This is a genomic window from Nonomuraea sp. NPDC048892, assembly GCF_040649735.1.
In the GTDB taxonomy this organism is placed as follows: domain Bacteria; phylum Actinomycetota; class Actinomycetes; order Streptosporangiales; family Streptosporangiaceae; genus Nonomuraea; species Nonomuraea maheshkhaliensis.
On sequence record NZ_JBEZFZ010000011.1, the window covers coordinates 140,724 to 162,608 of the forward strand.

Here is a 21,885-nt window from a genome sequence, read left to right on the forward strand (position 1 = left end):
CCAATGCGCGCCATTCAGTGAGGCTCAATATAGTCGCGGCTCGCCCTTTCCGAATTGCTTCTTCCGGGTGAGTGGCGGCGATAACGTGGTCAAGCGTGAAAGGCGAATCGGCCGCCGGTGCGGTGCCCCTGACGTTCGGCGACTATTACGCGATCCGCCTCGGCGCGGGGGCGGTGCACGACTCCCGCATGCACTGCGGCCTCGCCGTCCGCCGTCCGGGGCCGCCGCCCGACCCGGAGTCGCTGCGCGAACTCGTCGCCGAACGGGTGCGCGTGGCGGCCCCCGCCCTGACGTACCGGGTGGCTGGGCGGGGTCGGCACGCGTGCTGGGAGCCGGACCCCGGGTTCGACGCCGCGCACCACGTCGAGTTCCATCGGCTGCCGCGCGTGACGTACCAGGCGGTCGTGGACGCCATGCGGTTGCGGCCGCTGTCCTGGGAGCGGCCGCTGTGGAGTCTGATGGTGCTGTACGGCGAGCCGGGGGAGGGGCACGTCGTCTGCTACCGGGCGCACCACGCGTTCCAGGACGGCATGGGCGTCGTGGCCGCCGCCCGCGCCCTGCTCAGCACCGGCACCCTGCCCCCACCCACGGAAGCGGGCGATGATGGCGGCGGGCCGGTGTACCGGGGGTCGCCGGGGCCGGTCCGGAGTGCTCTCGGCGACCTGTGCCGGCTGGCGGCGGCCTCGCCCCCTTGGTTCGCCATGCACCTGGATCACGGCGAGAGCGCCGGCGGCGGTCTCCGGCTGGAGGTGGCGAATCTGGACAGGGCGGCGTTCGACGACGTCTCCCGCGCCACCGGCGCCAGCATCGCGCAGATCGGCCTCGCCCTCGTCACCGGCGCGATCCGCGCCTGGAACCAGCCGGCCTGGAACCAGCCGGCCTGGGACGCCGGGCCGACCCCGGACGGAGCCGGGAAGCCGGCGGCCGGGCCGAGAGGCGAGTCTTCAGCCGAGCAGACGGCTGGACCACCGGTTGGGCAGACGGCCGGAATGCCCGCTGGGCCGACGGCGGGTCCGGCAGCCGAGTTGGCCGTGAGACTGAGGGCGGGGTCGCCAGGGGACTGGCCTGCGGGATTGCGGAGGGGGCTGCCGGTGGGGTTGCCGGTGGGGCTGCTCGGGCATCGGGCGCACACCGGGCTCGGCAACCACACCGGGCTGCTCCCCATCACCTTGCCCTGCGACGAGCCGTCCCCCGCGACCAGGCTCGAACGGATCGCCGAGCAGACCACGATCAGGCGGATCGCTCACGCCCGCCGCTCCGCCCGCGGCCTGTACGGCCTGCCCGCCGCCGTGGCCGTGCCGATGTTGCGGCTGCTGTCGCCGCTGCTCGGCCAGAGCTCCCCCCGCCGGCTCGGCGCCACCGCCCTGCCCGTGCCCAGGGAGCTGGCCGGTCAGGGCGAGGTGTTCGCGGTCCCGGGCCTGCCGCCGGCCCTCGCCGGCATGGTCGTGATCATGCCCGCCGGTGCGAACGTGGCGATCTCGGCGGTGTTCGACCCCAGGGTCGCCCGTACGGACGAGTTTCCCGGCCTGCTGCGGCGGGAGCTCACGGAGTCGCTCGCGCCGGCCACCAGATGACCCGCCCCATGTGGTGGGCGAGCGCGGGCACCAGGAACGAGCGCACGACCACGGTGTCGATGACGACCCCGATCGCCACCAGCAGCCCGAGCTGGACGATCGGCACCAGCGGCAGCACGGTCAGGACGAAGAACGCCGCCGCCAGCACCACGCCCGCCGCGGTGATCACCCCGCCGGTCGCCCGCAGCGCGTGCAGGGTGGCCTCGCGGGTGTCGAGGCGGGTGGACTCCTCGCGTACGCGGGCCATCAGGAAGATGTTGTAGTCGATGCCGAAGGCGATGAGGAAGACGAACGCGTACAGCGCGAACGAGGCGTCCATGACGGGATAGCCGAGGAACTGGGTGAACAGCGCCGAGCAGAGCCCCAGCGTGGCGGCGAACGACAGCACGACCGTGCCCATCAGCAGCAGCGGCGCCACCACCGAGCGCAGCAGGACGACCAGGATCAGCCCCACGACCAGCAGGATCAGCGGCACGACGAGGTAGGCGTCGTCGACGGCGGCGTTCTTGACGTCGAGCAGTTCGCTGGTGAACCCGCCGATCAGCGCCGCGCCGCCGGCGACGCCGCGGACGGACGCGCGCAACTGCTCCACCAGGCGCTGAGCCTCCGGCGTGTTCGGTTCGGCGGCGAGCACCACGTCGATGCTCCGCCACCGCGCGGGCGGCCCAGGACGCACGGAGACGACCCCCTCCGACCACCGCGCGGCCTCGGTCACGGCGGCGCTCCTGTCCTGCCTGGCCAGGACCACCACGGGCGCGCTGGCGGGATAGTGGCGCTTCAGCGCGTCGTAGCCGGCCACGGAGTCGGTACGCATAGTGAACAGCGCCGACGGCGGGATGCCCGAGGCGTCCAGCGTGGTCAGCCCCAGGCACAGCAGCGTCAGCAGCAGCGCCGAGCCCGCCCAGGACAGCCGGGGCCGCTGGCCGACGAAACCGGCGACGCCCCGCCACAATCCGTCGCGGGCGGCCTCGCCGGGGCGCGGGACGCTGGGCCAGAACGCCCGCCGCCCGCCCAGCAGCATCAGCGCGGGCAGCAGCGTCACCATCACCACCATCGTGATCAGGATGCCGACGGCCGCGGCGGCGCCGATCGAGCGCAGCGCGTTGGTGTCGGCCACCACCAGGCAGCCCACGCCGCCCGCCACCGTGAGGGCCGAGGCGACGACCGTGCGGACACCTCCCGACAGCGCGTCCTTCAGCGCGGCCCGCTCGTCGGCCGTCACCCGCAGCCGCTCCCGGTAGCGGGCCACGAGCAGCAGCGCGTAGTCGGTGGCCACCCCGAACACCAGCACGGTGAACACCTCGGGCGTGGCCGCGCGCAGCGTCATCACCCCGGCCCGCGCGAGCGCGTAGACGGCCGCCGCGGAGCAGACGTAGGCCACCACCACGGCCAGCATCGGGATCACCCACAGCACCGGGCTGCGGTAGACGGCCAGCAGGACCAGCAGCACGACGCCCACGCTCAGGGCCAGCAGGGTGCCGTCGACGTGACCGAAGGAGTCGACGTAGTCGGCGGCGGCCCCGACGGCGCCGCTCACGTACGTGACGAGCCCTGGCGGGCCGCCCTCCGCGGCGATCCTGCGCAGCTCCTCGGCGACCGGGCTGACCAGCACGCCCGGTTTGCCGGAGACCAGCACCGTCGTCTGCAGGGCGCGGCCGTCGGCGCTGGGGACGGGGTCGGAGGCGGTGCCGAGCACGTTGGGGACGGCGGTGAAGCGGCGCAGGTCTCGCCTGGCCGCCTTGAGGTCGCCGGGCAGGAGCGGCCCGTCACGCTCGTAGATCACGAGCGCGGGCACCACCCTGCCGTCCTGTTTCGCCAGCAGGTCGAGCACGCGGGCCGACTCGGCGCCCCTGGCCAGCATGGAGGTGCCGCTGGTGACGCGTACGTCGTCCAGCGGCCCACTGGCGAGGACGGCCACCACGGCGACGGCCACCCAGCCGAGCACCACCCCGGCCGCAATTCTCCGCACAACCGCCATACGAAACAAAAACGACAATTCCCGTCCACCTCCGGCCTCGATGCTGAAAAGTGCCGGCCGGCACGTGGACCCATGATTCCCCGTCGCAGCTAAACGCCCGCACGCGGAGACTCATTTTTACGTCATGCCCGAAGCGAAATAAGCGGCAGATATCCGATAAATGGTCAGCTCTTCACTCGAAGGTCGGCGAAGAGCGCACGATGATCGGACCCCGGCACGTCGAACACCCGCACGCCCACCGCCGCCGACCGCGCGTCCGTCAGCACGTGGTCGATGGTCACCAGCGGCGGCAGCGAGCGTCCGTACGGCCAGGTCGGAACGAGCCCCTGCCCGGTGGCGGCCGCCGCGTCGGTGTAGCCGGTGTCCAGCAGCCGGCGGAGCACCGCGTGATCGAGGGTCGCGTTGAAGTCGCCCGCCAGGACGCGCGGCGGCCCCGACGACGGCGCGGGCGGCAGCGTGGCGACCCCGGCCTCCCATTCCGGCACCGTACGGGGCACCGGCGCGACCGGATGCACGACCACGATCTCCACCGGCGAGCCGCCGGGCAGCGCCGCCTCGACCACCGGCATGTGGTGCCCGACCGGCCGGAACAGGCCGGTCCGCTCGGTCAGGGGGTAGCGGGAGTACACGCCGCTGCCCTCGGGGCCGCGGAAGTCGGCCTGGCCGACCTGGTACGGCAGCAGCCGCTCCAGCCCGGAGGCCGACAGCCGGTCGCGCACCGCGAACGTGAGCTCCTGGATGCTCAGCACGTCGACGTCCAGCCTGCGTACGAGATCGACGATCACCGCCGCGTCGCCGCGCCCGCCGTTGAGGTTGGCCGTCAGCACCCGCAGCACGCGCCCTCCTGCAGCCGGCTCGCCCGGGATCGCCCGCGGCACCACGAACCAGGCCAGGCACCCGCACACCACCAGCAGGATCGCGATCGCGGCCCGGCTCCTGACGGCGACCGCGACCACCAGCGCGACCAGCGCCGCCACCCCGAAGTAGGGGGTGAAGGAGACCAGCGGCACCAGCAGCGGGCCCGCCTCCCACCCGCCGGCCCGCACGGCCGTCCCCGCCGCGAACAGCACGCTCACCCCGATGACCGCCCGGCCCCGCCACACCCGGCGGGGCCGTGCCGCCCCCGCCGTCTCCACGTCGTCTCGCACCAGCACAGCCGCCCACGCTAGGCGGCCATTCTTAACGCCGGATGAGGAGCGTTCTCCACGCCGGATGAGGACTGTTCCGCATGACTTTTCCGGTGAGCCTGTTCGCGTGAGCCCGGTCGGCGGGCGCCGGGGGTGGGCATGACGGTTCCCGTGGACGGGCGGGAAGAGGGACGGCGGCCGGGCCAGGCCGCCGCGATCCCGCCGATCCACGGGGTGGCCCGATCCGGGGCCGCCACGAAGCGGAGACCGCCGGCGGCGGCTTGGGAACGACGCCGGCCACGACGAGAACGGAGTCTTCCTGATATGCCAGTCCACGGTCCCGAGGCCATCGTCACCGTCGACACCCACCGGCCGTCGGGCCGCATCGACGACGACGTCTACGGGCACTTCCTGGAGTCGGCCTTCTTCGGCAACATCGAGGGCGGGGTGTTCGACGAGGGCTCGCCCCTGTCGGTCACCGGGTCCGGTCTGCTGCGCGGTGTGCGTACGGACGTGCTGGCGCTCTGCCGCGAGCTGGGTCCAGGTCCGATCCGCTGGCCGGGTGGCAACTTCACCTCGGCCTACCACTGGGAGGACGGCGTCGGCCCCAGGGACGAGCGGCCCAGCCGGCTGGAGCTGGCGTGGGGCGGGCAGGAGTCCAACCGGTTCGGCACGGACGAGTTCCTGGCCTGGTGCGAGGCGGTGGGGGCGGAGCCGTACCTGGTGCACTCGGCGCGGGACGTGGACGAGGCGGTGCGCTGGATCGAGTACACCAACTCCGCCCGCGACACCACGCTCACCGCGCGCCGGGCCCGCAACGGCCGGGCCGAGCCGTGGAAGGTGCGCTTCTGGGGCGTCGGCAACGAGGTCTACGGGCCGTGGCAGATGGGCCACCGCACGGCCGGGCAGTACGCCGCCGCCGCGCGTGAGCACGCGCTGTTCATGCGGCTGGTCGACCCGGGCGTCAAGCTGGTCGGGGTCGGCATCCCGTGGCGGCAGGAGGAGTGGACGCGCCCGCTGCTCAAGCGGGCCGGCTCCCTGCTCGACTACCTGTCCCTGCACTTGTACGGGGCCAGCACTCACCTGTGGACCGGTGACGACTACGACGCGGTGGTGGCCCAGTCGCTCTACTTCGAGCGTGAGATCCACGCCTACTCCCAGCTCGTCACCGCCCTCGCCCATGACGCCGGACTGGACCGGCCGCCCGCGCTCGCGCTGGACGAGTGGACGATGCGCCACCTCGAACCGGCCTGCTGGCCGGAACCGCGGCCCGGCGCCGACGGCGGCATCGCCCCGCGCGAAACCACCGCGTGGGACGGAGGCCCTGGGGCCGGCGACCCCGTGGCCGTGCGGGTGAACCGGTGGAGCCCCAGGACGGTCGCCGACGCACTCTTCTGCGCCGGCGTCTTCCACGCCATCCACCGCACCGCCGGCCTGCCCGCCCCCGTCGCCATGGCCAACCCCGTCAACCTGGTGAACGCGAACGGCCTCGTGGTAGCCCGGCCCGGCGGCGCGGTGCGTTCGGCGATCTACCACATCTGGCACCTCTACCGGCACCACACCGGTCGCACCGTGCTGCCCAGCCAGGTCGAGGGCCCGTCGCGGACCGCCTCGGTCGTCCTCGGGGACAACCGGGGGCCGGACGGCAGCCTGCTCACCGCACCCATGACCGTCCCTTACCTGGACGTCTCGGCCACCCGCGCCGACGACGGCTCACTGCGCGTCGCCGTGGTCAACCGGCACCGCGACACTGCCGTCCGGCTGCGGCTCGTCCTCGACGACGGCGCCCCGCCCGCCGCCGCCCGGATCCACACCCTCGGCGCCGACGTGCCCGGCCTCGGCGCGGTCAACACACTGAGCGCGCCGGACACGGTCGCCGTACGCGACCTCGGGAGGGTCGAGGCCGACGACGGCACGTGGTCGATCCCGCCGCACTCGGTGACCGTACTGTCCCTGTGAGCACGGTCGGCCGGAACGGAACCAAGGCGTTCACGGTCAGGGGCGGGCAGGCCGCCGTTTCACTAGCGTGACGAGTGGCCAGTCCGCAGCCCCGTGGAGGACCGCGATGCCCGCCGACTCCCCGGACCCACCACCCACCAACCGGCCCGCGGACGACCCACCGGACCCGGCGCTCGCCGGCCGGGGGTCGGGCGGCCTTCCGGACGTGGAGCCTGCCGGTCGGGCGTCGGGCGGCTCTCCGGGCCCGGTGCCCGTCGGCCGGGTGCCACGTGGGTTCTTGGATGCGGTGGCCGCTCGGCGGGGGTGGCGTCTGGCCAAGCCGGTCCCCGTTCTGGCCGCGCTGGTGGCGGTGTTGCTGGTCGTCGTGGGTGGCCTGGTGGTCGTGAACGTCGCCACCCTGGACGAGCGTGATCGTGCCCGCGTCGAGCGTGACCAGGCACTCAGCCGGCAGCTCAGCGCCCAGAGTCAGGCCATGGCCGTCGAGTCACCGCAGCTCGCCAGGCTGCTCGCCGTCGCCGCCGCCCGCATCGTGCCCGCGTCCGTCAAGGCCAGGGCGGCCGTCCGTGCGGCCACGGCCACGCCGCAGTTGGCCGTGCTGGGCGGGTTTCCCGGGGAGATGCACGCGGTCGCGTTCGGCCCCGACGGCGCCACCCTGGCCGCCGCCGGCCGAGGCACGCCGCTGCGCGTGTGGCAGACGGACGGCCTGACCCCCGTCCCGTGGCCGCAGGGGGAGTCGGGGGAGGCAGAGACGGAGCAGGGCGAACCACGGCAGGGAGAGCCGGGGCAGGCGGAAACCGGGAACGGGCAGCCCGACGGTGGGACTGCGGACGGTGGGACTGCGGACGGTGGGATGGCGAACAGGGGGATGGAGGACGGGATGGCGGTGGCGTACAGTCGCGACGGCCGTCACCTCGCCGTCGCGTCGGCGACCGGGCAGGTCCGCGTCTGGGACACCCGTACCCGCGAGAGCTGGAGCGGCGGCGAGAGCGCACCGTGGAGCCGGCGCTGGACCGCGTTCAGTCCCGACGGGAAGCTGCTGGCCACGACGAGCGGCTCCACCGGCGCCTCCCGCCTGTGGGATGTCGGCTCGGGCAGGCCGGTGGCGGCCCTGCACTCCCTCGACGGCGCCCCGGGACCGGTCGCGTTCAGCCCGGACGGCTCGCTCCTCGCGGCCGCGTACCCGGGCGGGCTCATCAGGACGTTCGACGTGACCTCGGGCAGGCTGACGGGAGACCCGCTGCGGCCCGCCCGGGGGAGCGTCGTGCCGGAGCCGCGTGAGGAGGCGGGCGCGCTCGCGTTCGGGCCGGGCGGCAGGATCCTGGCCGGCACCACGGGCAGCGAGCACATCCAGCTCTGGAACGTCGCCACCAGGCGCGCCATGGGACGGCCGCTCACCGGCCACACCGGCCTGATCACCTCGGCGGCCTTCAACCCCGACGGGAGCGTCCTCGCCACGGCCGGCCAGGACGCGACGATCAGGCTCTGGGACGTACGCGCCCGCCGCCCGCTCGGTGAGCCGCTGACCGGGCACACGCACGCCGTCAACGCCGTCGCCTTCAGCCCCGGCGGTGACCTGCTGGCCAGCGCGGGCGCCGACGCCACCGTGCGTCTGTGGCGGGTCCCGCGTGGCGTCCGGCACCGGCTCACCCTGCCGGGCACGAGCGGTGCGGGCGGCGAGGTCCCGGCCGACCGGCCGATGCCCGACCGCTGGTACGAGCGTCAGGACACCACCCAGGCCGTCCTGAGCGCCGACGCGGCCAGGCTCGTGGTCCAGCCGTACGACGGAACGACGCCCGGGTACGGGGCCGTGTGGTCGTGGGACGTGAAGAGTGCCCGCCGGCTCGGTGAACGGCTGCGCATCCGTCCCGACGACCTCGTGGACGGCATGGCCCTCAGCCCGGACGGCCGCGTCCTGGCCGCCTCCGGTGCCGACGACGCCGCCCGCGGCCTGAACACCACCATCCTCGAAGGCCCTGCCTCGATCCGCGGCCGCCCTCTCGCGTACAGCCCGGACGGCCGCCTGCTGGCCACCGAAGTCCCGTCCGAGGACCCCGGAGCAGGGGGCCGGGTGCCGAGTGGTGGGGCGTCGGGCCAGGGGTCGGATGGTGGGGCGCCAGAGCAGGGGGCGGTCGGTGAGACGGCGGGGCGGGAGGCGGGCGGTGCGGTCTGGATCTGGGCGATGCCTGGCGGGCAGGCGAGAGTCGGTCCCGCCGGATACGCGGGGAGGGTGACGGCGGCGGCCTTCGATCCGCGTGGCGCGTTGCTGGCCGTGGGGACCTCGGACGGCTCCGTGCTGCTGTGGGACGTGGCGGCCGCTCGCTCACGCGGCACGCTGCGCGCCCACGCCCTGCCCGTGACCTCCCTCGCCTTCGCCCCGGACGGACGCCTGCTCCTGTCGGGCGGCGAGGACCAGCGGGCCCGCCTCTGGGACGTGGCCACCGCCCGCCCCCAGGGTGCCCCGCTCACCGCCCAGCCCCAAAGTTCCCCGCCCACCGCTCACCCTCAGGGTGCCCCGCCCGCCGCCCGCCCCCACGGAGCCCCGCTCATCGGACACACCGGCTCGGTCCGCGCCGTGGCCTTCGCCCCCGACGGCACGTTCCTCGCCACAGGCGGCCAGGACCGCACCATACGCCTGTGGGACACCGCCACCGGCCGCCCCCTGGGACCGCCACTGGCCGGGCATGGCGGGGAGGTGCGGGCGCTGGCGTTCACCGGTGACGGCAAAGAACTCGTGGCGGCGGTGGCCGACCTCGTGCAGGTCACCGGGGACGCGTACACCGTCTGGAAATGGGACACCACCGCGCTCACCGGCGACGTGACGGCCACGGCCTGTGCCCAGGCGGCGCGCTCGCTGACCCGCGAGGAGTGGGCGGCCTACGTGCCCGGTCTGCCGTACCGCGACGTCTGCCCATGAGAACATCAGGCGGCCAGGTATTCGCCGTGCTCCAGGTCGTCGAGCAGCGACGGGTGCACGGGTGACCAGCCGAGCGCCTCCCGGGTGAGAGAGCTGGAGACGGGCCCGTCGAAGCCGTAGACGACAGCCATGAACGGGCTGACGAAGTGCGTGGCGGCCTCGGACGGGGTCAGTGAGACCGCCGGCACGCCCAGGCCCCGGGCGATCACCTCCGCGATGCTCCTGAAGGTGATGCCGCTTTCGGCCACCCCGTGCAGCACGCTGCCCGCGGGCGCCCGCTCCAGCGTCAGCCGGAACAGGACCGCCGCGTCGAGCCGATGCACCGCGGGCCACCGGTTCGCGCCGTCGCCCACGTACGCCGAGACACCGGTCTCGCGTGCGGTGGCGATGAGCATCGGGATGAAGCCGTGGTCCGAAGGACCATGTACGGTCGGAGCCAGGCGCACCACACCCGCGCGCACACCCCGGGCGGCGAAGTCCAGGCACGCCCGCTCACCGGCGATGCGGAAGGCGGCGATCCCGGCCGCGTCGGGCTCGTCCTCCTCGGTGCTCAGCCGGCCGGCGGGCATGACCAGCGTGCCCGACGTGACGACGAGTGGCCTGCCCGAGCCTTCCAGCGGTCGGTCGAGCGTCTCGATCGCGGTCCTGTCGCGCCGCATCATGTCGTCGAGATCGGAGAAGTCGCCGCCGTACGCCATGTGGAGAACGCCGTCGGCGGCCTCGGCGCCGTCGCGCAGACTGCCGAGGTCGTCCAGCGAGCCGGGGTGCGGTGTGGCACCCAGGGCTTTCAGCCGCGCCGACTGTACGTAGCGTCAGTTACTGGCGTCAAGTAGTGCCAGTGACTGACGTATGCGTATCCTGGGGAGCGTGCCACGGAGCGGAGCAGAAGCGCGCCGCCGCCTTCAGCAGGCGGCTCTGGAGCTGTATCGGGAACGCGGGTTCGACCGGACCACCACGGCCGAGATCGCCGCCAGGGCCGGTGTCAACGAACGCACGTTCTTCCGGCACTTCCCCGACAAGCGCGAGGTGCTCTTCGACGGCGAGTCCGACCTGCGCGCGGCTCTGACCCAGGCGGTGGCAGCGGCGCCCGGTGGTCTCCAGCCGCTCGACCTGCTGCTGCACGCGTTCAGGAAGGTCGAGCACATCCTTGAGGGCAACCGGCCCTTCGCGGAGCCGCGGCTGCGGGTCATCGCGGAGACGCCGGCGCTGCGCGAGCGTGACCTGGCCAAGGCCGCGGCGATGGCCGAGGCCGTGGCGGAGGCGCTGCGGCGGCGCGGTGTCGCCGACCGACCGGCCGTCCTGGCCGCTCAGACCGGGTGGGCCGCCTTCCACCACGCGATCCAGTCCTGGATCGACGACTCCGCGCAGAGCCTGGACGCGCACCTCCTGCAGACCTTCGACGACCTGCGCGCCACCCTCTCGCCGACCGTCCCGGTCGGCGACGCCGCTCGATGAAGGCCACGCGGGGCGAGACGGCGCCGCGCGGCCTTCATCGAGCGGCGCTCAGACGAGCCCGATCATGAACCCTTCGTCCTTGACCCCCAGGTACGCCCCCGGCCGGTACTGCCGCATGGCGCCCTCGATGACCGGAATGTACTTGGGGTTCGACCCGAGCGGCAGCCGGTAGCCGTTCTTGACCGTGTGGAACTCCCACAGGTGCTCCATCTCCGGATGACGCGAGCGGAACCCCTGGTCGGCGGGGAACAGGTCCATCCGGACCATCGTCTTGCGGAAGATGTAGTCGGCGAGCTTGACCCGGCGCTGCCGCGTACGCGAGATGCCCACCCCCGACAGCTCCGCCCACGCCACCGCCCACGGCGTGCCCTTCGGATCGTCCCAGCGCACGCCGAACCCGTCGAACACCAGCTTGCGTGGCCGGCTGAGCTTCTTCCACGCGAACACCGGCAGCAGGCCGATGCCCAGGAAGATTAGCCCCAGCAGCCCGGCCACGACCGCCGTGCCCGCCCCGCCCGTGGTCTGCCCGGTCAGCGTCGAGACGATCACGAAGAGCCCGATCACGCCCGAGACGGCGCCGCCGATCATCGCCTTCACCTTGGCGTCGCCGCCGACGTCGATCACCACGGGAGGCGGGCCGAAGGACCTCGGGGGCTGCTGCGGGGGATAGGGCGCGGGATGAGGGGGCTGGTGAGGGCCGTACGTCATGGGAGGCCACGTTAGCGGCGTCCGGAATCCCCTTCGTCACGCTTCACGGTTTTCTGAAACGTCTTCCGAAGCGTTCCCGGGGATCGGCCACTGGCTATGCTGGGCCGCATGAGCAGCCAGCGGTCCGGTGAGGACAATCTCGGCTGGACGCTCGGCGTGCTGCTGCGGGCGTACCAGAGCTCGGTCGTCACCGTGATCGGCGACCTGCCGCACGGCCCGCGCGGCTACCAGACCCTCGCCGCCGTGGTGGCCGGGGATCATCCGACCCAGCTCGCCCTGGCCGCGCATCTGGGCATCGACAGGACCGTGATGACGTACCTCGTCGACGACCTCGTCCGGGCGGGCCTGGTCGAGCGGCGGCTCAACCCGGCCGACCGCCGCCAGCGCAGGATCGTGGCCACGTCGGACGGCGTGCGCGCGTTCGAGAAGCTGGAGCGGCGCGTCCGCGAGGCCGAGGACGGCCTGCTCGGCGCGCTCGACGCGGCCGAACGGGAGACGTTCAGGGGCCTGCTGCGGCGGGTGGCCTGTGACGTGCGCGACATCGAGCCCGCCACCGACCCGTGCGAGGTGGCCGAACAGGTGCTCGCGGACGGCGCCTGAGCCGCGCCGGCCCACCGTCGGCTAAGTAGTTGTATGCGCGAGGAATTGCCGCGTGCAACTTGCTGTTGTGCCACTCGTCTGGCATCTAGATATTCTTTGTGACAACACATCTGCCCTGTCGGAGGGCGCAAGGGGAGGGCACATGCCTGACTACGGCCACGAGCTCATGTTCGGATCCTTCATCACCCCCGCGAACGCCTCGCCCCAGGAGGTCGTCTCGCTCGTACAGGAGTCGGAGGCCGCGGGCCTGGACCTGGCCACCTTCCAGGACCACCCCTACCAGTCGGCCTTCCTCGACACCTGGACGCTGCTGTCGTACGCCGCCGCGCGGACCGAGCGCATCCGCCTGTCGGGCAACGTCATCAACCTCCCGCTCCGCCCGCCGGCCGTGCTCGCCAGGGCCGCGGCCAGCCTCGACCTGCTCAGCGGAGGCCGGTTCGAGCTGGGGCTCGGCTCGGGCGCCTTCTGGGACGCGATCGAGGCCATGGGCGGGCGGCGGCTCACCCCAGGGCAGGCCGTCGAGGCGCTGAGCGAGGCCATCGACGTCATCCGCGGCGTCTGGAACGTGGACGACCGGTCCCTGTTCCGCGTGGACGGGACGTACTACCAGGTCGACGGGGCCAAGCGCGGGCCCGCCCCGGCGCACGACATCGGCATCTGGCTGGGGGCGTACAAGCCGAAGATGCTCCGCCTGACCGGGGCCAAGGCCGACGGGTGGCTGCCGTCGCTGCAGTTCTTGAAGAGCCTGGACGAGATCGCCAAGGCCAACGAGATCATCGACGCGGCCGCCGTGGAGGCGGGGCGTGAGCCCGCCGCCGTCCGCCGGCTGCTCAACATCGGCGGGCGCTTCGGGCCGCGCAGTGACCGGCTCCTGTCCGGGCCGCCCGAGCAGTGGGCGGAACAGCTCGCCGCGCTGACCCTGGAGTACGGCCTGTCCGGCTACATCGTCATGGGCGACGACGCCGCCACCATCAGGACGTTCGGCGAGGAGGTGGCGCCGCTCGTGCGGGACCTGGTGGCCACCGAACGCGCGACGCGCGGCAGCGGCGTCGCCGGAGCGGGGCGATGAGCGTGGACTACCGGCATCCGCTGCGCCTCGGCCTCCTGCTCACCCCTGGGGATGACGGTCCTGAGGCGGCCGTGGAGCGTGCGCGGCTGGGGGAGGAGCTGGGCTACGACCTCGTGTCGTTCCGGCCGGGCTCCTCGGGGCTCGACCCGTGGACGCTGCTGGGCTGGACCGCCGCCCGCACCGCCCGCATCCACCTCGCCGCCGAGGCCGGCGCCACGGGCGGGACAGGGTTCAACCCCGCCGTCGTGGCGCGGGCGGCGGCCAGCCTCGACCTGCTCGCGGACGGGCGCGTCGAGCTGGTCCTGGGCGCGGGTCCCGGCCTGGACGAGGCGATCGACGTCGTACGGGGCATCTGGACGGCGCACGTCCGCTCACCCTTCAGCTTCGACGGCGAGCATCATCGGCTGGCGGGCGCCGAACGCGGGCCCGCCCCCGCGCACAACATCCCGATCCTGCTCACCGGCGCCCCGGATCCGGCCCTTCTGCACCTGGTCGGCACCAAGGCGGACGCCTGGCTCCAGACCACCGGCGACGGCTGGGCGGGGGTCAATGCCGTCATCGATCAGGCCGCCGTCGCGGCCGGGCGCGACCCGCGCGAGATCCACCGCCTGACCCACATCACGGGCCGCTTCACCGGCGCGCCGGAACGCTGGATCTCCGCCCTGCTCCCCCTGATCCTCGACCAGGGCGTCAGCACGCTCGTCCTCGCCACCGACGACCCCGCCACCATCCACCGCTTCGCCACCGACGTCGCCCCGGCGTTGCGCGAAGCCCGGGGCGAGATCCCCAGGTCGGAGCGGGTCCCCAGCCTGAACGTCCGCCGCCACCGCCGCGACGGCATCGCCTACGACGCCGTCCCCGAGTCGCTGGCCGGCACCGCGATCGAGCCGGGGGACGCCGGTTACGGCCGGGTGCGCTCGACCTACCTGCGCGGCGGGTCACCCGGCCTGGTCCTGCGCCCCGGCACCCCGGGCGAGGTCGCCGAGGCCGTGCGCTTCGCTCGTACGCAGCCGGTGAAGCTGTCCGTGCGCAGCGGCGGCCACGGCATCAGCGGCCGTTCGACCAACAACGGCGGCATCGTCATCGACCTGTCCCGCCTGCACGCCGTCGAGATCCTCGACAAGGCCACCAGGCGCGTCCGCGTCGAGCCGGGCGCGCGCTGGCGCGACGTCGCCGCCGCGCTCGCCCCGCACGGCTGGGCGCTGAGCTCAGGCGATTACGGCGGCGTGGGCGTCGGAGGCCTGGCCACGTCGGGCGGCATCGGCTGGCTCGTCCGCGAGCACGGCCTCACCGTCGATCACCTGCGCGCCGTGGAGATGGTGCTGGCCGACGGCACCCGGGTGCGCGCCGACGAGGAGGAGGACGCCGAGCTGTTCTGGGGCGTACGCGGCGCCGGGGCGAACTTCGGCATCGTCACCTCGTTCGAGTTCGAGGCCGACGAGGTGAGCGAGGTGGGTTTCGGGCAGTTCGTGATGGACGCCTCCGATACGGCCGGGTTCCTCGAACGGTGGGGCGCCGTCATGGAGGCCGCCCCGCGCGACCTGACCAGCTTCCTCATCATCGGCCGGCCACGCCTGGGGCAGCCGACCGTGGCCCAGGTCATGGCCGTCGTCGACTCCCGTGACGCCGAGACGATCGTCGCCCGCCTGCAGCCCCTCGCCGACGTGGCCCCGGTGCTCGACTACTCCATCCAGGTGCTGCCGTACGAGGCGATCATGAACGCCCCGCAGGCTCCCCACGACGGCCAGGGCGAGCCGGTGACCAGGTCCGCGCTGGCCGACCACCTCACGCCCGCGCTGGCCGGCGACGTGGGCCGGCTGATCGCGGGCGGGCTGTCGTACTTCTTCTCGATCCGCGCGGTCGGCGGCGCCGTGGCCGACGTGCCCGCCGACGCGACCGCCTACGCCGGGCGCTCGGCGAACTTCCAGCTCGTCGCGTTCGGCGCGAACCGCCGCGCCCTGGACCGCGCCTGGGACGCGATGCTGTCCCACTTCTCCGGCCTCTACATCAACTTCGAGACCGACCTGCGCCCCGAGCGCCTGCACGACGCCTACCCGGACGCCCATCTGCGCCGGCTGCGGGCGCTCAAACGCCGCTACGACCCGGACAACGTCTTCCGCGACAACTTCAACGTCTCACCCGAACCGGATCAGGCCAGGTCCCAGAGCAGCCGGTAGTACGCGATGCGCTCGGCATCCGGCTCGATCCCGTAGCCCGCGTAGACGTGGGCGTCGTGGCCGGGCCCGTAGTCCTCCTCGGCGCTCCATGCGGCGACCGCGAGGTCGGCCCAGCGGTCCGCGACCCCGAGCGAGCCGAGATCGACGTGCGCGGAGACCGTGCCGTCGTCGAGCAGCAGCGTGTTCGGCACGCACGCGTCGCCGTGGCACACCACCAGCCGGTCGATCGACGGGGGCGCTTCGAGCCGCGCCCGCGCGTCGGCCAGGGTGAGCGCGCGGTGCTCGGGAGCCCAGTCGCCGGGCCCCTCGCCGTCGGCGATCCGCTCGGCCACCCGGGGCAGCCGCCGTTCGACACTCCAGTCGAACGGGCACTCCGCCATGGGCAGCGCGTCGTGCAGGATCCGCAGCCCCCGCCCGATGGCCGTCGCCGCGACGGCCGGGGCGTCGGCCCAGCGCGCGTCCACCGCGGACACGCCGGGCACGGCAGCGGTCACCAGCCACGCCCCGTCGGCGTCCGCGCCGTGGGTGAGCACCGGCGGCACCCGCACCCACCGCCCCGCCCAGGCCAGCCGCTCGGCCTCGGCCCCGAGATCGATCTCAGGGGTGCCGGCGGCGACCCACTTGGCGTAGCGGACGTCGCCGCGCGCACCGTCGAGCCGGAACGTCAGCCCACCCAGCTCGTTGCGCCACACAGGGGTGATGACGTCGTCACCGGCCAGCTCGGCGATGACGGCGGGGACGGTGACAGGGCCGGTGGGGATCTCGGCGGCGGCGGAACGACTCACAGGAACGGGATCCTTCCAGCCGGACGGACCCGCTGACAACGCATTATCCCCGGGGTGCGGCGCGGAGGCACGGGCGGAGGCACGGGCGGCGGGTGGCACGCGGGCGGAAGCGTGGACGGCACGTGGGCGGAGGTGGCGCGGGCCATGCGCCGGTCCGGCGGCCGAGCAGGCCGCCGAACCGGCGAAGCGGAGGGCCTGGTGGAGGTCAGCCGGTGGGTGGTGCCTGGTGGAGGAGGAGTGTGACGAAGCCCAGGATGCCGCGGTAGCCGCGCAGCCACATCTCGCGGTGCTCCCGCGCCGCCGCCAGGGCCGCGTCACCGTCGGGACCCGGATGGGCGAGCGCCCAGCGGGTGAGCGTGCCGGTCCACGACCATTCGTACTCGTCCCACTCGTCGAGCGTGCTCGTGTGGCCGTGGATCACGGCGTACCCGGCGGCCTCCATGCGCTCCACCGTGCCGGCCAGGTCCGCGTACTCGTCCGGCTCGGCCCCCAGCACGGTGAGCAGCGGAGCGGTCGGCGGGCGCTCCCAGAAGCCCTCGCCGACCAGCGCCAGCCCCGACGACGGCCGCAGGTGGTCGCGGACGGCGGCCAGCGTCGGCGCGAGCCCGCCGAAGGCGTGCGTGGCCCCCACCGACAGCACCAGGTCGTACGGCTCCGCGCTCGCATAGTCGGCGGCGGACGTGCGGTGCAGCCGCAGCCGGTCGGACACGCCGCGCCGGCCCGCCTCCTCGGCCGCCGCGGCCAGGCCGGACTCGGAGAGGTCCACCCCGTCGGCCGTCGCGTCCGGGTAGAGCGTCAGCGCCCTCGTCAGCCACGCACCCTCACCGCAGCCCAGGTCCAGGATGCGGGCCCGGGGCGGCAGGGCGGCCCTGGTGAGCAGGCGGACGAGCTCACCCTCGGAGACGGGCGCGGCGATGGGGTGGTCGCCGTGGGCGAGGTGGCTGATCAGTTCGCGTTCCATGGACAGGCAATATGCCGGACGGCGCCGCCACGCCCCAAAGCCTTTTCCGCCGGACTCCGGCGTTCGCCGTCACATCTCCTGCGCGGCCTCCGTCATAGCGATGCCTCCGGACGACCGGAGGCCGATGACGACTGGAGGAGAACATGACGAACGCGGACCTGCGCGGCACGGTGACGGGGCGGGTGCTGCTGCCCGGCGACGACGGTTTCGAGCAGGCGGCCAGGGCGTGGAACCTGTCGGTTGAGCAGCGCGTGGCCGCCGTGGTGGAGGCCGCGCACGCCGACGACGTCGCCGCCGTCGTCCGGTACGCGGCCGGGGCCGGGCTGGCGGTGAGCGCGCAGCCCAGCGGGCACGGCGCCTCCGGCGACGCCGACGGGGTCGTGCTGCTGCGCACCCGGCGGCTCGGCGGTGTCGAGGTGCGCGCGGAGGAGCGGGTGGCCCGGGTCGGTGCCGGGGTGACGTGGGGGGAGACGCTGGCCGCGGCCGGGCCGCTCGGCCTGACCGGGCTGGCGGGCAGCAACCCCGTCGTGAGCGTGACCGGCTACACGCTGGGCGGCGGCCTCAGCTGGTTCGGCCGCCGGTACGGGTTCGCCGCCGACAGCGTACGCGCCTTCGAGGTGGTGCGGGCCGGCGGGGAGTCCGCCACCGTGACCGCCTCCTCCGACCCCGACCTGTTCTGGGCGCTGCGCGGCGGCGGTGGCGACTTCGCGCTGGTCACGGCGGTCGAGTTCGACCTGCACCCCGCTCCCGCCCTGTACGGGGGGAGGGTCGTCTGGTCAGGCGATCGGGCCGGGGAGGTGTTCGAGGTCTTCCGCGAGATCACCTTCGACGCGCCTGACGAGCTGAGCGTCTGGTTCAACCGGGTAAGCCTGCCCCAGGCGCCGCCCCTCGTCACCCTGGACGTCACCTACCTCGGTGAGGAGGGCGACGGCAAGGCGCTGCTCGCCCGGCTCGACAAGATCGGCGACGCGCTCTCCGACAGCCGGGGGCCGGTCGCCGTGGCCGAGCTCGGCGCCGTCACCGCCGAGCCGACCGAGCCGGCGCCCGCGCGCTCCCGCGCCGAGCTGCTGACCGGCCTGGACGACGCGGTGGCGGAGATCCTGCTGGACACGCCCGCGGAACCGGTGGTCGGGATCCAGCTCAGGCACCTGGGCGGGGCGCTGGCCGCCGCCCGGCCGGACGGAGGGCCGAGCGGTCCCATGACCGAGCCGTACCTGCTGTCCACCTTCGGCCTCGCGTTCAATCCGGAGGTGGGCGCGGCCGTGGGGGCCAGGCAGCGGCGCTTCGCCGAGGAACTGGGGGAGCGGGTCAGCGGGCGCAAGCCGTACACGATGCTGGCGGGCGGAGAACGGGCCGCGGCGGCCTTCACCGGGCCTGACCTGGAACGGCTGCGGGCGATCAAGCGGGCCCGCGACCCGCACGGCGTGATCCGCGCCAACTTCCCCGTCCTGGGCTGACCGAAGAACGGCGGGTACCCGACCCCTCGCCTGGCCGCCCCCCGCCCCGCCCGTCCGGGCGCGGGCGGGCTCAGGTCAGGGAGTCGATCCAGCGCTCCAGGCGGGCCCCTTCCGTGGCCATCAGGTCCGGGTCCCGGAAGGTGTTGGTCAGCAGGGCCGCCCCCTGGTACGAGGCGAACAGCGCCACCGCCAGCTCCTTGGCGTCCGCGCGTCCCATGGCCGCGAACTGCTCCTCCACCCACGCGAGCAGCCGGGCCATCACCGTGGCGATGGCCCGGTCCAGGCCGTCGTCGCGTTTGTCCAGCTCGGAGGCGAGGGTGCCGGTCGGGCAGCCGTACTGGGCGGTGAGGTCGCGCTCGCCGATCCAGCCCCGCAGCAGGGCCTTGAGCCGATCCCGGGGCTCGGCGAGCCGGCCCAGCTCGCCGAGCATCGTCTCCAGGTGGTGGCCGTGCGCCTCGATGGCCGCCTCGATGAGCTGGTCCTTCGTCTTGAAGTAGTAGTAGACGTTGCCCACGGGGACGTCGGCCGCGCGCGCGATGTCGGCCAGGGTCGTCTTCTCGACCCCCTGCTCGTGCAGCACACGCACGGCGGCGCCCGCGAGCCGTTCCCGCTTCCCCGCCCGGGTTGAGTTAGTCACCTGACTCACTATAGACAAGCGCCCCCGTGACTCGCTATGGTCTCGATCTAAGTCAGTCAACTAACTAACTCGCAGGAGCAGTTCATGATCGTAGTGACAGGTGCCACCGGCAACGTCGGCGGCGAGCTCGTCCGTCAGCTCGTCGCGGCCGGCGAGCGGGTGACCGCGCTCTCCCGCCGGCCCGCGACGTTCCCCGAGGGTGTCCGGCGCAGCGCCGGCGACCTGGAGGACCCGGCGACGCTGAAGGACGCCTTCGACGGCGCCGACGCGCTGTTCCTGCTCGTCGCCGGCCCCGACCCGCGCGCCGTCCTGGACGCCGCCAAGGCGGGCGGCATCAGGCGCGTCGTCCTGCTCTCCTCCCAGGGGGCGGGGACGAGGCCGCAGGCGTACGAGCATCCGGCCGCCTTCGAGCGGGCGGTGCGCGAGTCCGGGCTGGAGTGGACGATCCTGCGGCCGGGCGGCTTCGCCTCCAACGCCCTGGCCTGGGCCGAGCCGATCCGGGCGCACCGCACCGCCGCCGCGCCGTTCGCCGGGGTGGGGCTGCCGGTCGTCGATCCGGCCGACATCGCCGAGGTCGCGGCCGTGGTGCTGCGGCAGGACGGGCACGGCGGGCGTACGTACGAGCTGACCGGACCCGCGCCCGTCACCCCGCGCGACAGGGCCGCCGCGATCGGGCAGGCCATCGGCGCGCCGGTGAGCTTCGTCGAGCAGACGCCGGAGCAGGCCCGCGCGGAGATGCTGCGGTTCATGCCGGAGCCGGTCGTCGAGGGCACCCTGGCCATCCTCGGCACGCCGCTCGCCGCCGAGCAGCGGGTCAGCCTCGACGTGGAGCGCCTCCTGGGCCGCGCCCCGCGCTCCTTCGCCGACTGGGCCGTCCGCAACGCCGCCGCCTTCCGCCCATGACCACCGACAACGCCGGGAGCACCATGAGCACCACAAGTACCGCGGGCGTCCCTGCATATGGGGCCGGCCCCGCCATGCGCAGCCTGCCGGTCCTGGACTCCACGATCGCCTATCGGGAGCTCGGCGAAGGCGACCCGATCGTCTTCCTGCACGGCAATCCCACCTCCTCGCACCTGTGGCGGCACGTCATGCCCGCCGTCGGCCGCGGACGGCGGCTGGCGCCCGACCTGATCGGCATGGGGGAGTCGGGCAAGCCCGCGATCGGCTACACCTTCGCCGATCACGCCCGCTACCTGGACGCCTGGTTCGATGCCCTCGGCCTCGACGGTGTCGTGCTCGTCGGGCACGACTGGGGCGGCGCCCTGGCGTTCGACTGGGCCGCCCGCCATCCGGGACGGGTCCGCGGGATCGCCTTCACCGAGGCCATCGTCAAGCCGATGACCTGGGAGGAGTTCCCGGAAGGCGGGCGCGAGCTGTTCCGGGCGATCAAGACCGACGGCGTCGGGGAGACCATGATGCTGGACGACAACGCCTTCCTCCGCCAGGGCCTGCCCGTCACCGTGCCCACGCTGTCGGAGCAGGACCGGGCCGCCTACCTGCGGCCGTACCCGACCAGGGAGAGCCGGCTGCCGCTGCTGCGGTGGGCCCGCTCGATGCCGCTGGGCGGCGAGCCGGCCGACGTGGTGGCCAGGGTGGAGGCGTTCGACCGGTGGCTGGCCGCCAGCCCGGAGGTGCCGAAACTGCTGATCGGCTTCCGTCCGGGACCTGGCACGATGTGGACGGAGGAAACCCTCGCCTGGTGCGCGGAGAACATCGCCGCGCTGGAGATCGTGCGGCGCGAGGAGGCCGCCGGTCACCACACCCCCGAGGACCGTCCGGAGGTCATCGCGGCGGTCGTCGGCGAGTGGATGTCCAAGCGGGGATGGTGAGCGGCGGACAAAACCCAACAGTTGTTGGCCTACACTTGTTGTCATGGCCTTCACCGAACGCTCGGCGGCGACCAGGACCGCCATCCTGGCCGCCGCCAGGAAACTGCTTATCGAACGCGGCTACGAGGCCATGACGATCCGGGCGGTCGCCACCATGGTCGGCGTGGACCCGTCCATGGTCATGCGCTACTACGGCAGCAAGGCCGGGCTCTTCAGCGCCGCCGTGGACGTGGACCTGCGGCTCGGCATGGTCGAGCGGCCGCCGAGGGAACGGCTCGGCGAGCTGCTCGTCCGGCACTTCCTGGCCCGGTGGGAAGGCGATCTGGCCGACGACCTGCTCATCATGCTGCTGCGCTCGGCCAGCACGAACCCCATGGCCGCCGAACGCATGCGCGAGGTGTTCGAGACGCAGATCGCCGCGTTCGTGGCCGCCGCCACCGGGGCCGACGACGCCGCGCACCGGGCGGGGCTCGTCAGCAGCCAGGTGCTCGGCCTGGCCCTGACCCGGTACGTGCTGCGCTTCCCCCCGATGGCCGACGCCGACGTCGAGACCCTGGTACGCGACGTCGGGCCGGTGGTGCAGCACTACCTCGTGGGCGACCCTGTGCCGGCCCGCGCGCCGTCCTGAAAGTTTCACCGAAGTTCCGCAGGT

General features: G+C 73.7%; 18 protein-coding genes. 11 read left to right on the plus strand and 7 right to left on the minus strand.

The genetic code is table 11. From position 1 onward, the window contains the following. Positions 1-95 precede the first annotated feature (95 nt). Positions 96-1,574 (plus strand): wax ester/triacylglycerol synthase domain-containing protein, encoded by a 1,479-nt coding sequence (locus AB0C28_RS32055; RefSeq protein WP_358079730.1) that lies wholly within the window; start codon positions 96-98, stop codon positions 1,572-1,574. Here the strand turns inward: AB0C28_RS32055 and AB0C28_RS32060 are convergent. Both AB0C28_RS32060 and AB0C28_RS32065 read right to left on the minus strand, forming a co-directional pair. After that, positions 1,543-3,543, minus strand: a complete 2,001-nt coding sequence (locus AB0C28_RS32060) for an MMPL family transporter (protein ID WP_358079732.1) — start codon at positions 3,541-3,543, stop codon at positions 1,543-1,545. The two genes, AB0C28_RS32055 and AB0C28_RS32060, sit on opposite strands and share 32 nt — an antisense overlap. A 173-nt stretch (positions 3,544-3,716) precedes the next feature. Further along, positions 3,717-4,706, minus strand: coding sequence for an endonuclease/exonuclease/phosphatase family protein (locus AB0C28_RS32065; protein ID WP_358079734.1), 990 nt, complete (start codon positions 4,704-4,706; stop codon positions 3,717-3,719). Positions 4,707-5,003: 297 nt separating this feature from the next. Between AB0C28_RS32065 and AB0C28_RS32070 the strand changes: the two genes are divergently transcribed. Continuing rightward, entirely contained in the window at positions 5,004-6,638 is a 1,635-nt protein-coding gene (locus AB0C28_RS32070) for an alpha-L-arabinofuranosidase C-terminal domain-containing protein (protein WP_358079736.1), read from the plus strand. Between the two features lie 106 nt (positions 6,639-6,744). Then, positions 6,745-9,552 carry a WD40 repeat domain-containing protein gene (locus AB0C28_RS32075; protein ID WP_358079738.1) on the plus strand — a complete coding sequence of 936 codons (2,808 nt, stop codon included), beginning with the start codon at positions 6,745-6,747 and terminating at the stop codon, positions 9,550-9,552. Between the two features lie 5 nt (positions 9,553-9,557). Here the strand turns inward: AB0C28_RS32075 and AB0C28_RS32080 are convergent, their stop codons facing one another. Continuing rightward, positions 9,558-10,343: an SDR family oxidoreductase gene (locus tag AB0C28_RS32080; protein WP_358079902.1), complete on the minus strand. Its 786-nt coding sequence runs from the start codon at positions 10,341-10,343 to the stop codon at positions 9,558-9,560. 76 nt (positions 10,344-10,419) lie between these two features. Between AB0C28_RS32080 and AB0C28_RS32085 the strand changes: the two genes are divergently transcribed. Continuing rightward, positions 10,420-11,007, plus strand: coding sequence for a TetR family transcriptional regulator (locus AB0C28_RS32085; protein WP_358079740.1), 588 nt, complete (start codon positions 10,420-10,422; stop codon positions 11,005-11,007). Positions 11,008-11,055: 48 nt separating this feature from the next. Here the strand turns inward: AB0C28_RS32085 and AB0C28_RS32090 are convergent, their stop codons facing one another. Next, positions 11,056-11,715, minus strand: coding sequence for a hypothetical protein (locus AB0C28_RS32090; protein ID WP_357859908.1), 660 nt, complete (start codon positions 11,713-11,715; stop codon positions 11,056-11,058). A 108-nt stretch (positions 11,716-11,823) separates the two neighbouring features. Here AB0C28_RS32090 and AB0C28_RS32095 point away from each other — a divergent pair, with 108 nt between their 5' ends. The 3 genes from AB0C28_RS32095 (at position 11,824) to AB0C28_RS32105 (ending at position 15,561) form a co-directional block, all read left to right on the plus strand. Next, positions 11,824-12,315, plus strand: a complete 492-nt coding sequence (locus AB0C28_RS32095) for a MarR family winged helix-turn-helix transcriptional regulator (protein ID WP_346112990.1) — start codon at positions 11,824-11,826, stop codon at positions 12,313-12,315. A 142-nt stretch (positions 12,316-12,457) separates the two neighbouring features. Further along, positions 12,458-13,384, plus strand: a complete 927-nt coding sequence (locus tag AB0C28_RS32100; protein ID WP_357859905.1) for an LLM class flavin-dependent oxidoreductase — start codon at positions 12,458-12,460, stop codon at positions 13,382-13,384. After that, complete coding sequence (locus AB0C28_RS32105) at positions 13,381-15,561, plus strand: LLM class flavin-dependent oxidoreductase (protein WP_358079742.1); 2,181 nt, start codon at positions 13,381-13,383, stop codon at positions 15,559-15,561. Before AB0C28_RS32100 ends, AB0C28_RS32105 begins: the two co-directional genes overlap by 4 nt. Here the strand turns inward: AB0C28_RS32105 and AB0C28_RS32110 are convergent. Both AB0C28_RS32110 and AB0C28_RS32115 read right to left on the minus strand, forming a co-directional pair. Further along, complete coding sequence (locus AB0C28_RS32110) at positions 15,534-16,346, minus strand: aminoglycoside 3'-phosphotransferase (protein ID WP_357859899.1); 813 nt, start codon at positions 16,344-16,346, stop codon at positions 15,534-15,536. The genes AB0C28_RS32105 and AB0C28_RS32110 overlap by 28 nt on opposite strands. A gap of 205 nt (positions 16,347-16,551) precedes the next feature. Continuing rightward, positions 16,552-17,307 carry a class I SAM-dependent methyltransferase gene (locus tag AB0C28_RS32115; RefSeq protein WP_358079744.1) on the minus strand — a complete coding sequence of 252 codons (756 nt, stop codon included), beginning with the start codon at positions 17,305-17,307 and terminating at the stop codon, positions 16,552-16,554. 143 nt (positions 17,308-17,450) lie between these two features. Here AB0C28_RS32115 and AB0C28_RS32120 point away from each other — a divergent pair, with 143 nt between their 5' ends. Beyond that, positions 17,451-18,764 (plus strand): FAD-binding oxidoreductase, encoded by a 1,314-nt coding sequence (locus tag AB0C28_RS32120; protein WP_358079746.1) that lies wholly within the window; start codon positions 17,451-17,453, stop codon positions 18,762-18,764. 70 nt (positions 18,765-18,834) lie between these two features. On the opposite strand, the gene AB0C28_RS32125 is transcribed toward AB0C28_RS32120, so the two are convergent. Continuing rightward, positions 18,835-19,401 (minus strand): TetR/AcrR family transcriptional regulator, encoded by a 567-nt coding sequence (locus AB0C28_RS32125; RefSeq protein WP_357859890.1) that lies wholly within the window; start codon positions 19,399-19,401, stop codon positions 18,835-18,837. An 84-nt stretch (positions 19,402-19,485) separates the two neighbouring features. Between AB0C28_RS32125 and AB0C28_RS32130 the strand changes: the two genes are divergently transcribed. The 3 genes from AB0C28_RS32130 to AB0C28_RS32140 are packed head-to-tail and all read left to right on the plus strand — an operon-like array spanning position 19,486 to position 21,861. Further along, positions 19,486-20,304: an NAD(P)H-binding protein gene (locus AB0C28_RS32130; RefSeq protein ID WP_357859887.1), complete on the plus strand. Its 819-nt coding sequence runs from the start codon at positions 19,486-19,488 to the stop codon at positions 20,302-20,304. Positions 20,305-20,327: 23 nt separating this feature from the next. After that, on the plus strand, positions 20,328-21,233 hold the full coding sequence (locus tag AB0C28_RS32135; RefSeq protein ID WP_358079748.1) for a haloalkane dehalogenase: 906 nt from the start codon (positions 20,328-20,330) through the stop codon (positions 21,231-21,233). Positions 21,234-21,276: 43 nt separating this feature from the next. Continuing rightward, entirely contained in the window at positions 21,277-21,861 is a 585-nt protein-coding gene (locus tag AB0C28_RS32140; RefSeq protein ID WP_357859881.1) for a TetR family transcriptional regulator, read from the plus strand. Positions 21,862-21,885 lie beyond the last annotated feature (24 nt).

Bases quoted from the DNA above. Each gene is read 5' to 3' on its own strand.
- AB0C28_RS32120 (WP_358079746.1), top strand. From the start codon at position 17,451: ATGACGAACGCGGACCTGCGCGGCACGGTGACGGGGCGGGTGCTGCTG.
- AB0C28_RS32090 (WP_357859908.1), bottom strand. From the start codon at position 11,715: ATGACGTACGGCCCTCACCAGCCCCCTCATCCCGCGCCCTATCCCCCG.
- AB0C28_RS32135 (WP_358079748.1), top strand. From the start codon at position 20,328: ATGAGCACCACAAGTACCGCGGGCGTCCCTGCATATGGGGCCGGCCCC.
- AB0C28_RS32070 (WP_358079736.1), top strand. From the start codon at position 5,004: ATGCCAGTCCACGGTCCCGAGGCCATCGTCACCGTCGACACCCACCGG.
- AB0C28_RS32095 (WP_346112990.1), top strand. From the start codon at position 11,824: ATGAGCAGCCAGCGGTCCGGTGAGGACAATCTCGGCTGGACGCTCGGC.
- AB0C28_RS32105 (WP_358079742.1), top strand. From the start codon at position 13,381: ATGAGCGTGGACTACCGGCATCCGCTGCGCCTCGGCCTCCTGCTCACC.
- AB0C28_RS32140 (WP_357859881.1), top strand. From the start codon at position 21,277: ATGGCCTTCACCGAACGCTCGGCGGCGACCAGGACCGCCATCCTGGCC.
- AB0C28_RS32115 (WP_358079744.1), bottom strand. From the start codon at position 17,307: ATGGAACGCGAACTGATCAGCCACCTCGCCCACGGCGACCACCCCATC.
- AB0C28_RS32130 (WP_357859887.1), top strand. From the start codon at position 19,486: ATGATCGTAGTGACAGGTGCCACCGGCAACGTCGGCGGCGAGCTCGTC.
- AB0C28_RS32100 (WP_357859905.1), top strand. From the start codon at position 12,458: ATGCCTGACTACGGCCACGAGCTCATGTTCGGATCCTTCATCACCCCC.
- AB0C28_RS32075 (WP_358079738.1), top strand. From the start codon at position 6,745: ATGCCCGCCGACTCCCCGGACCCACCACCCACCAACCGGCCCGCGGAC.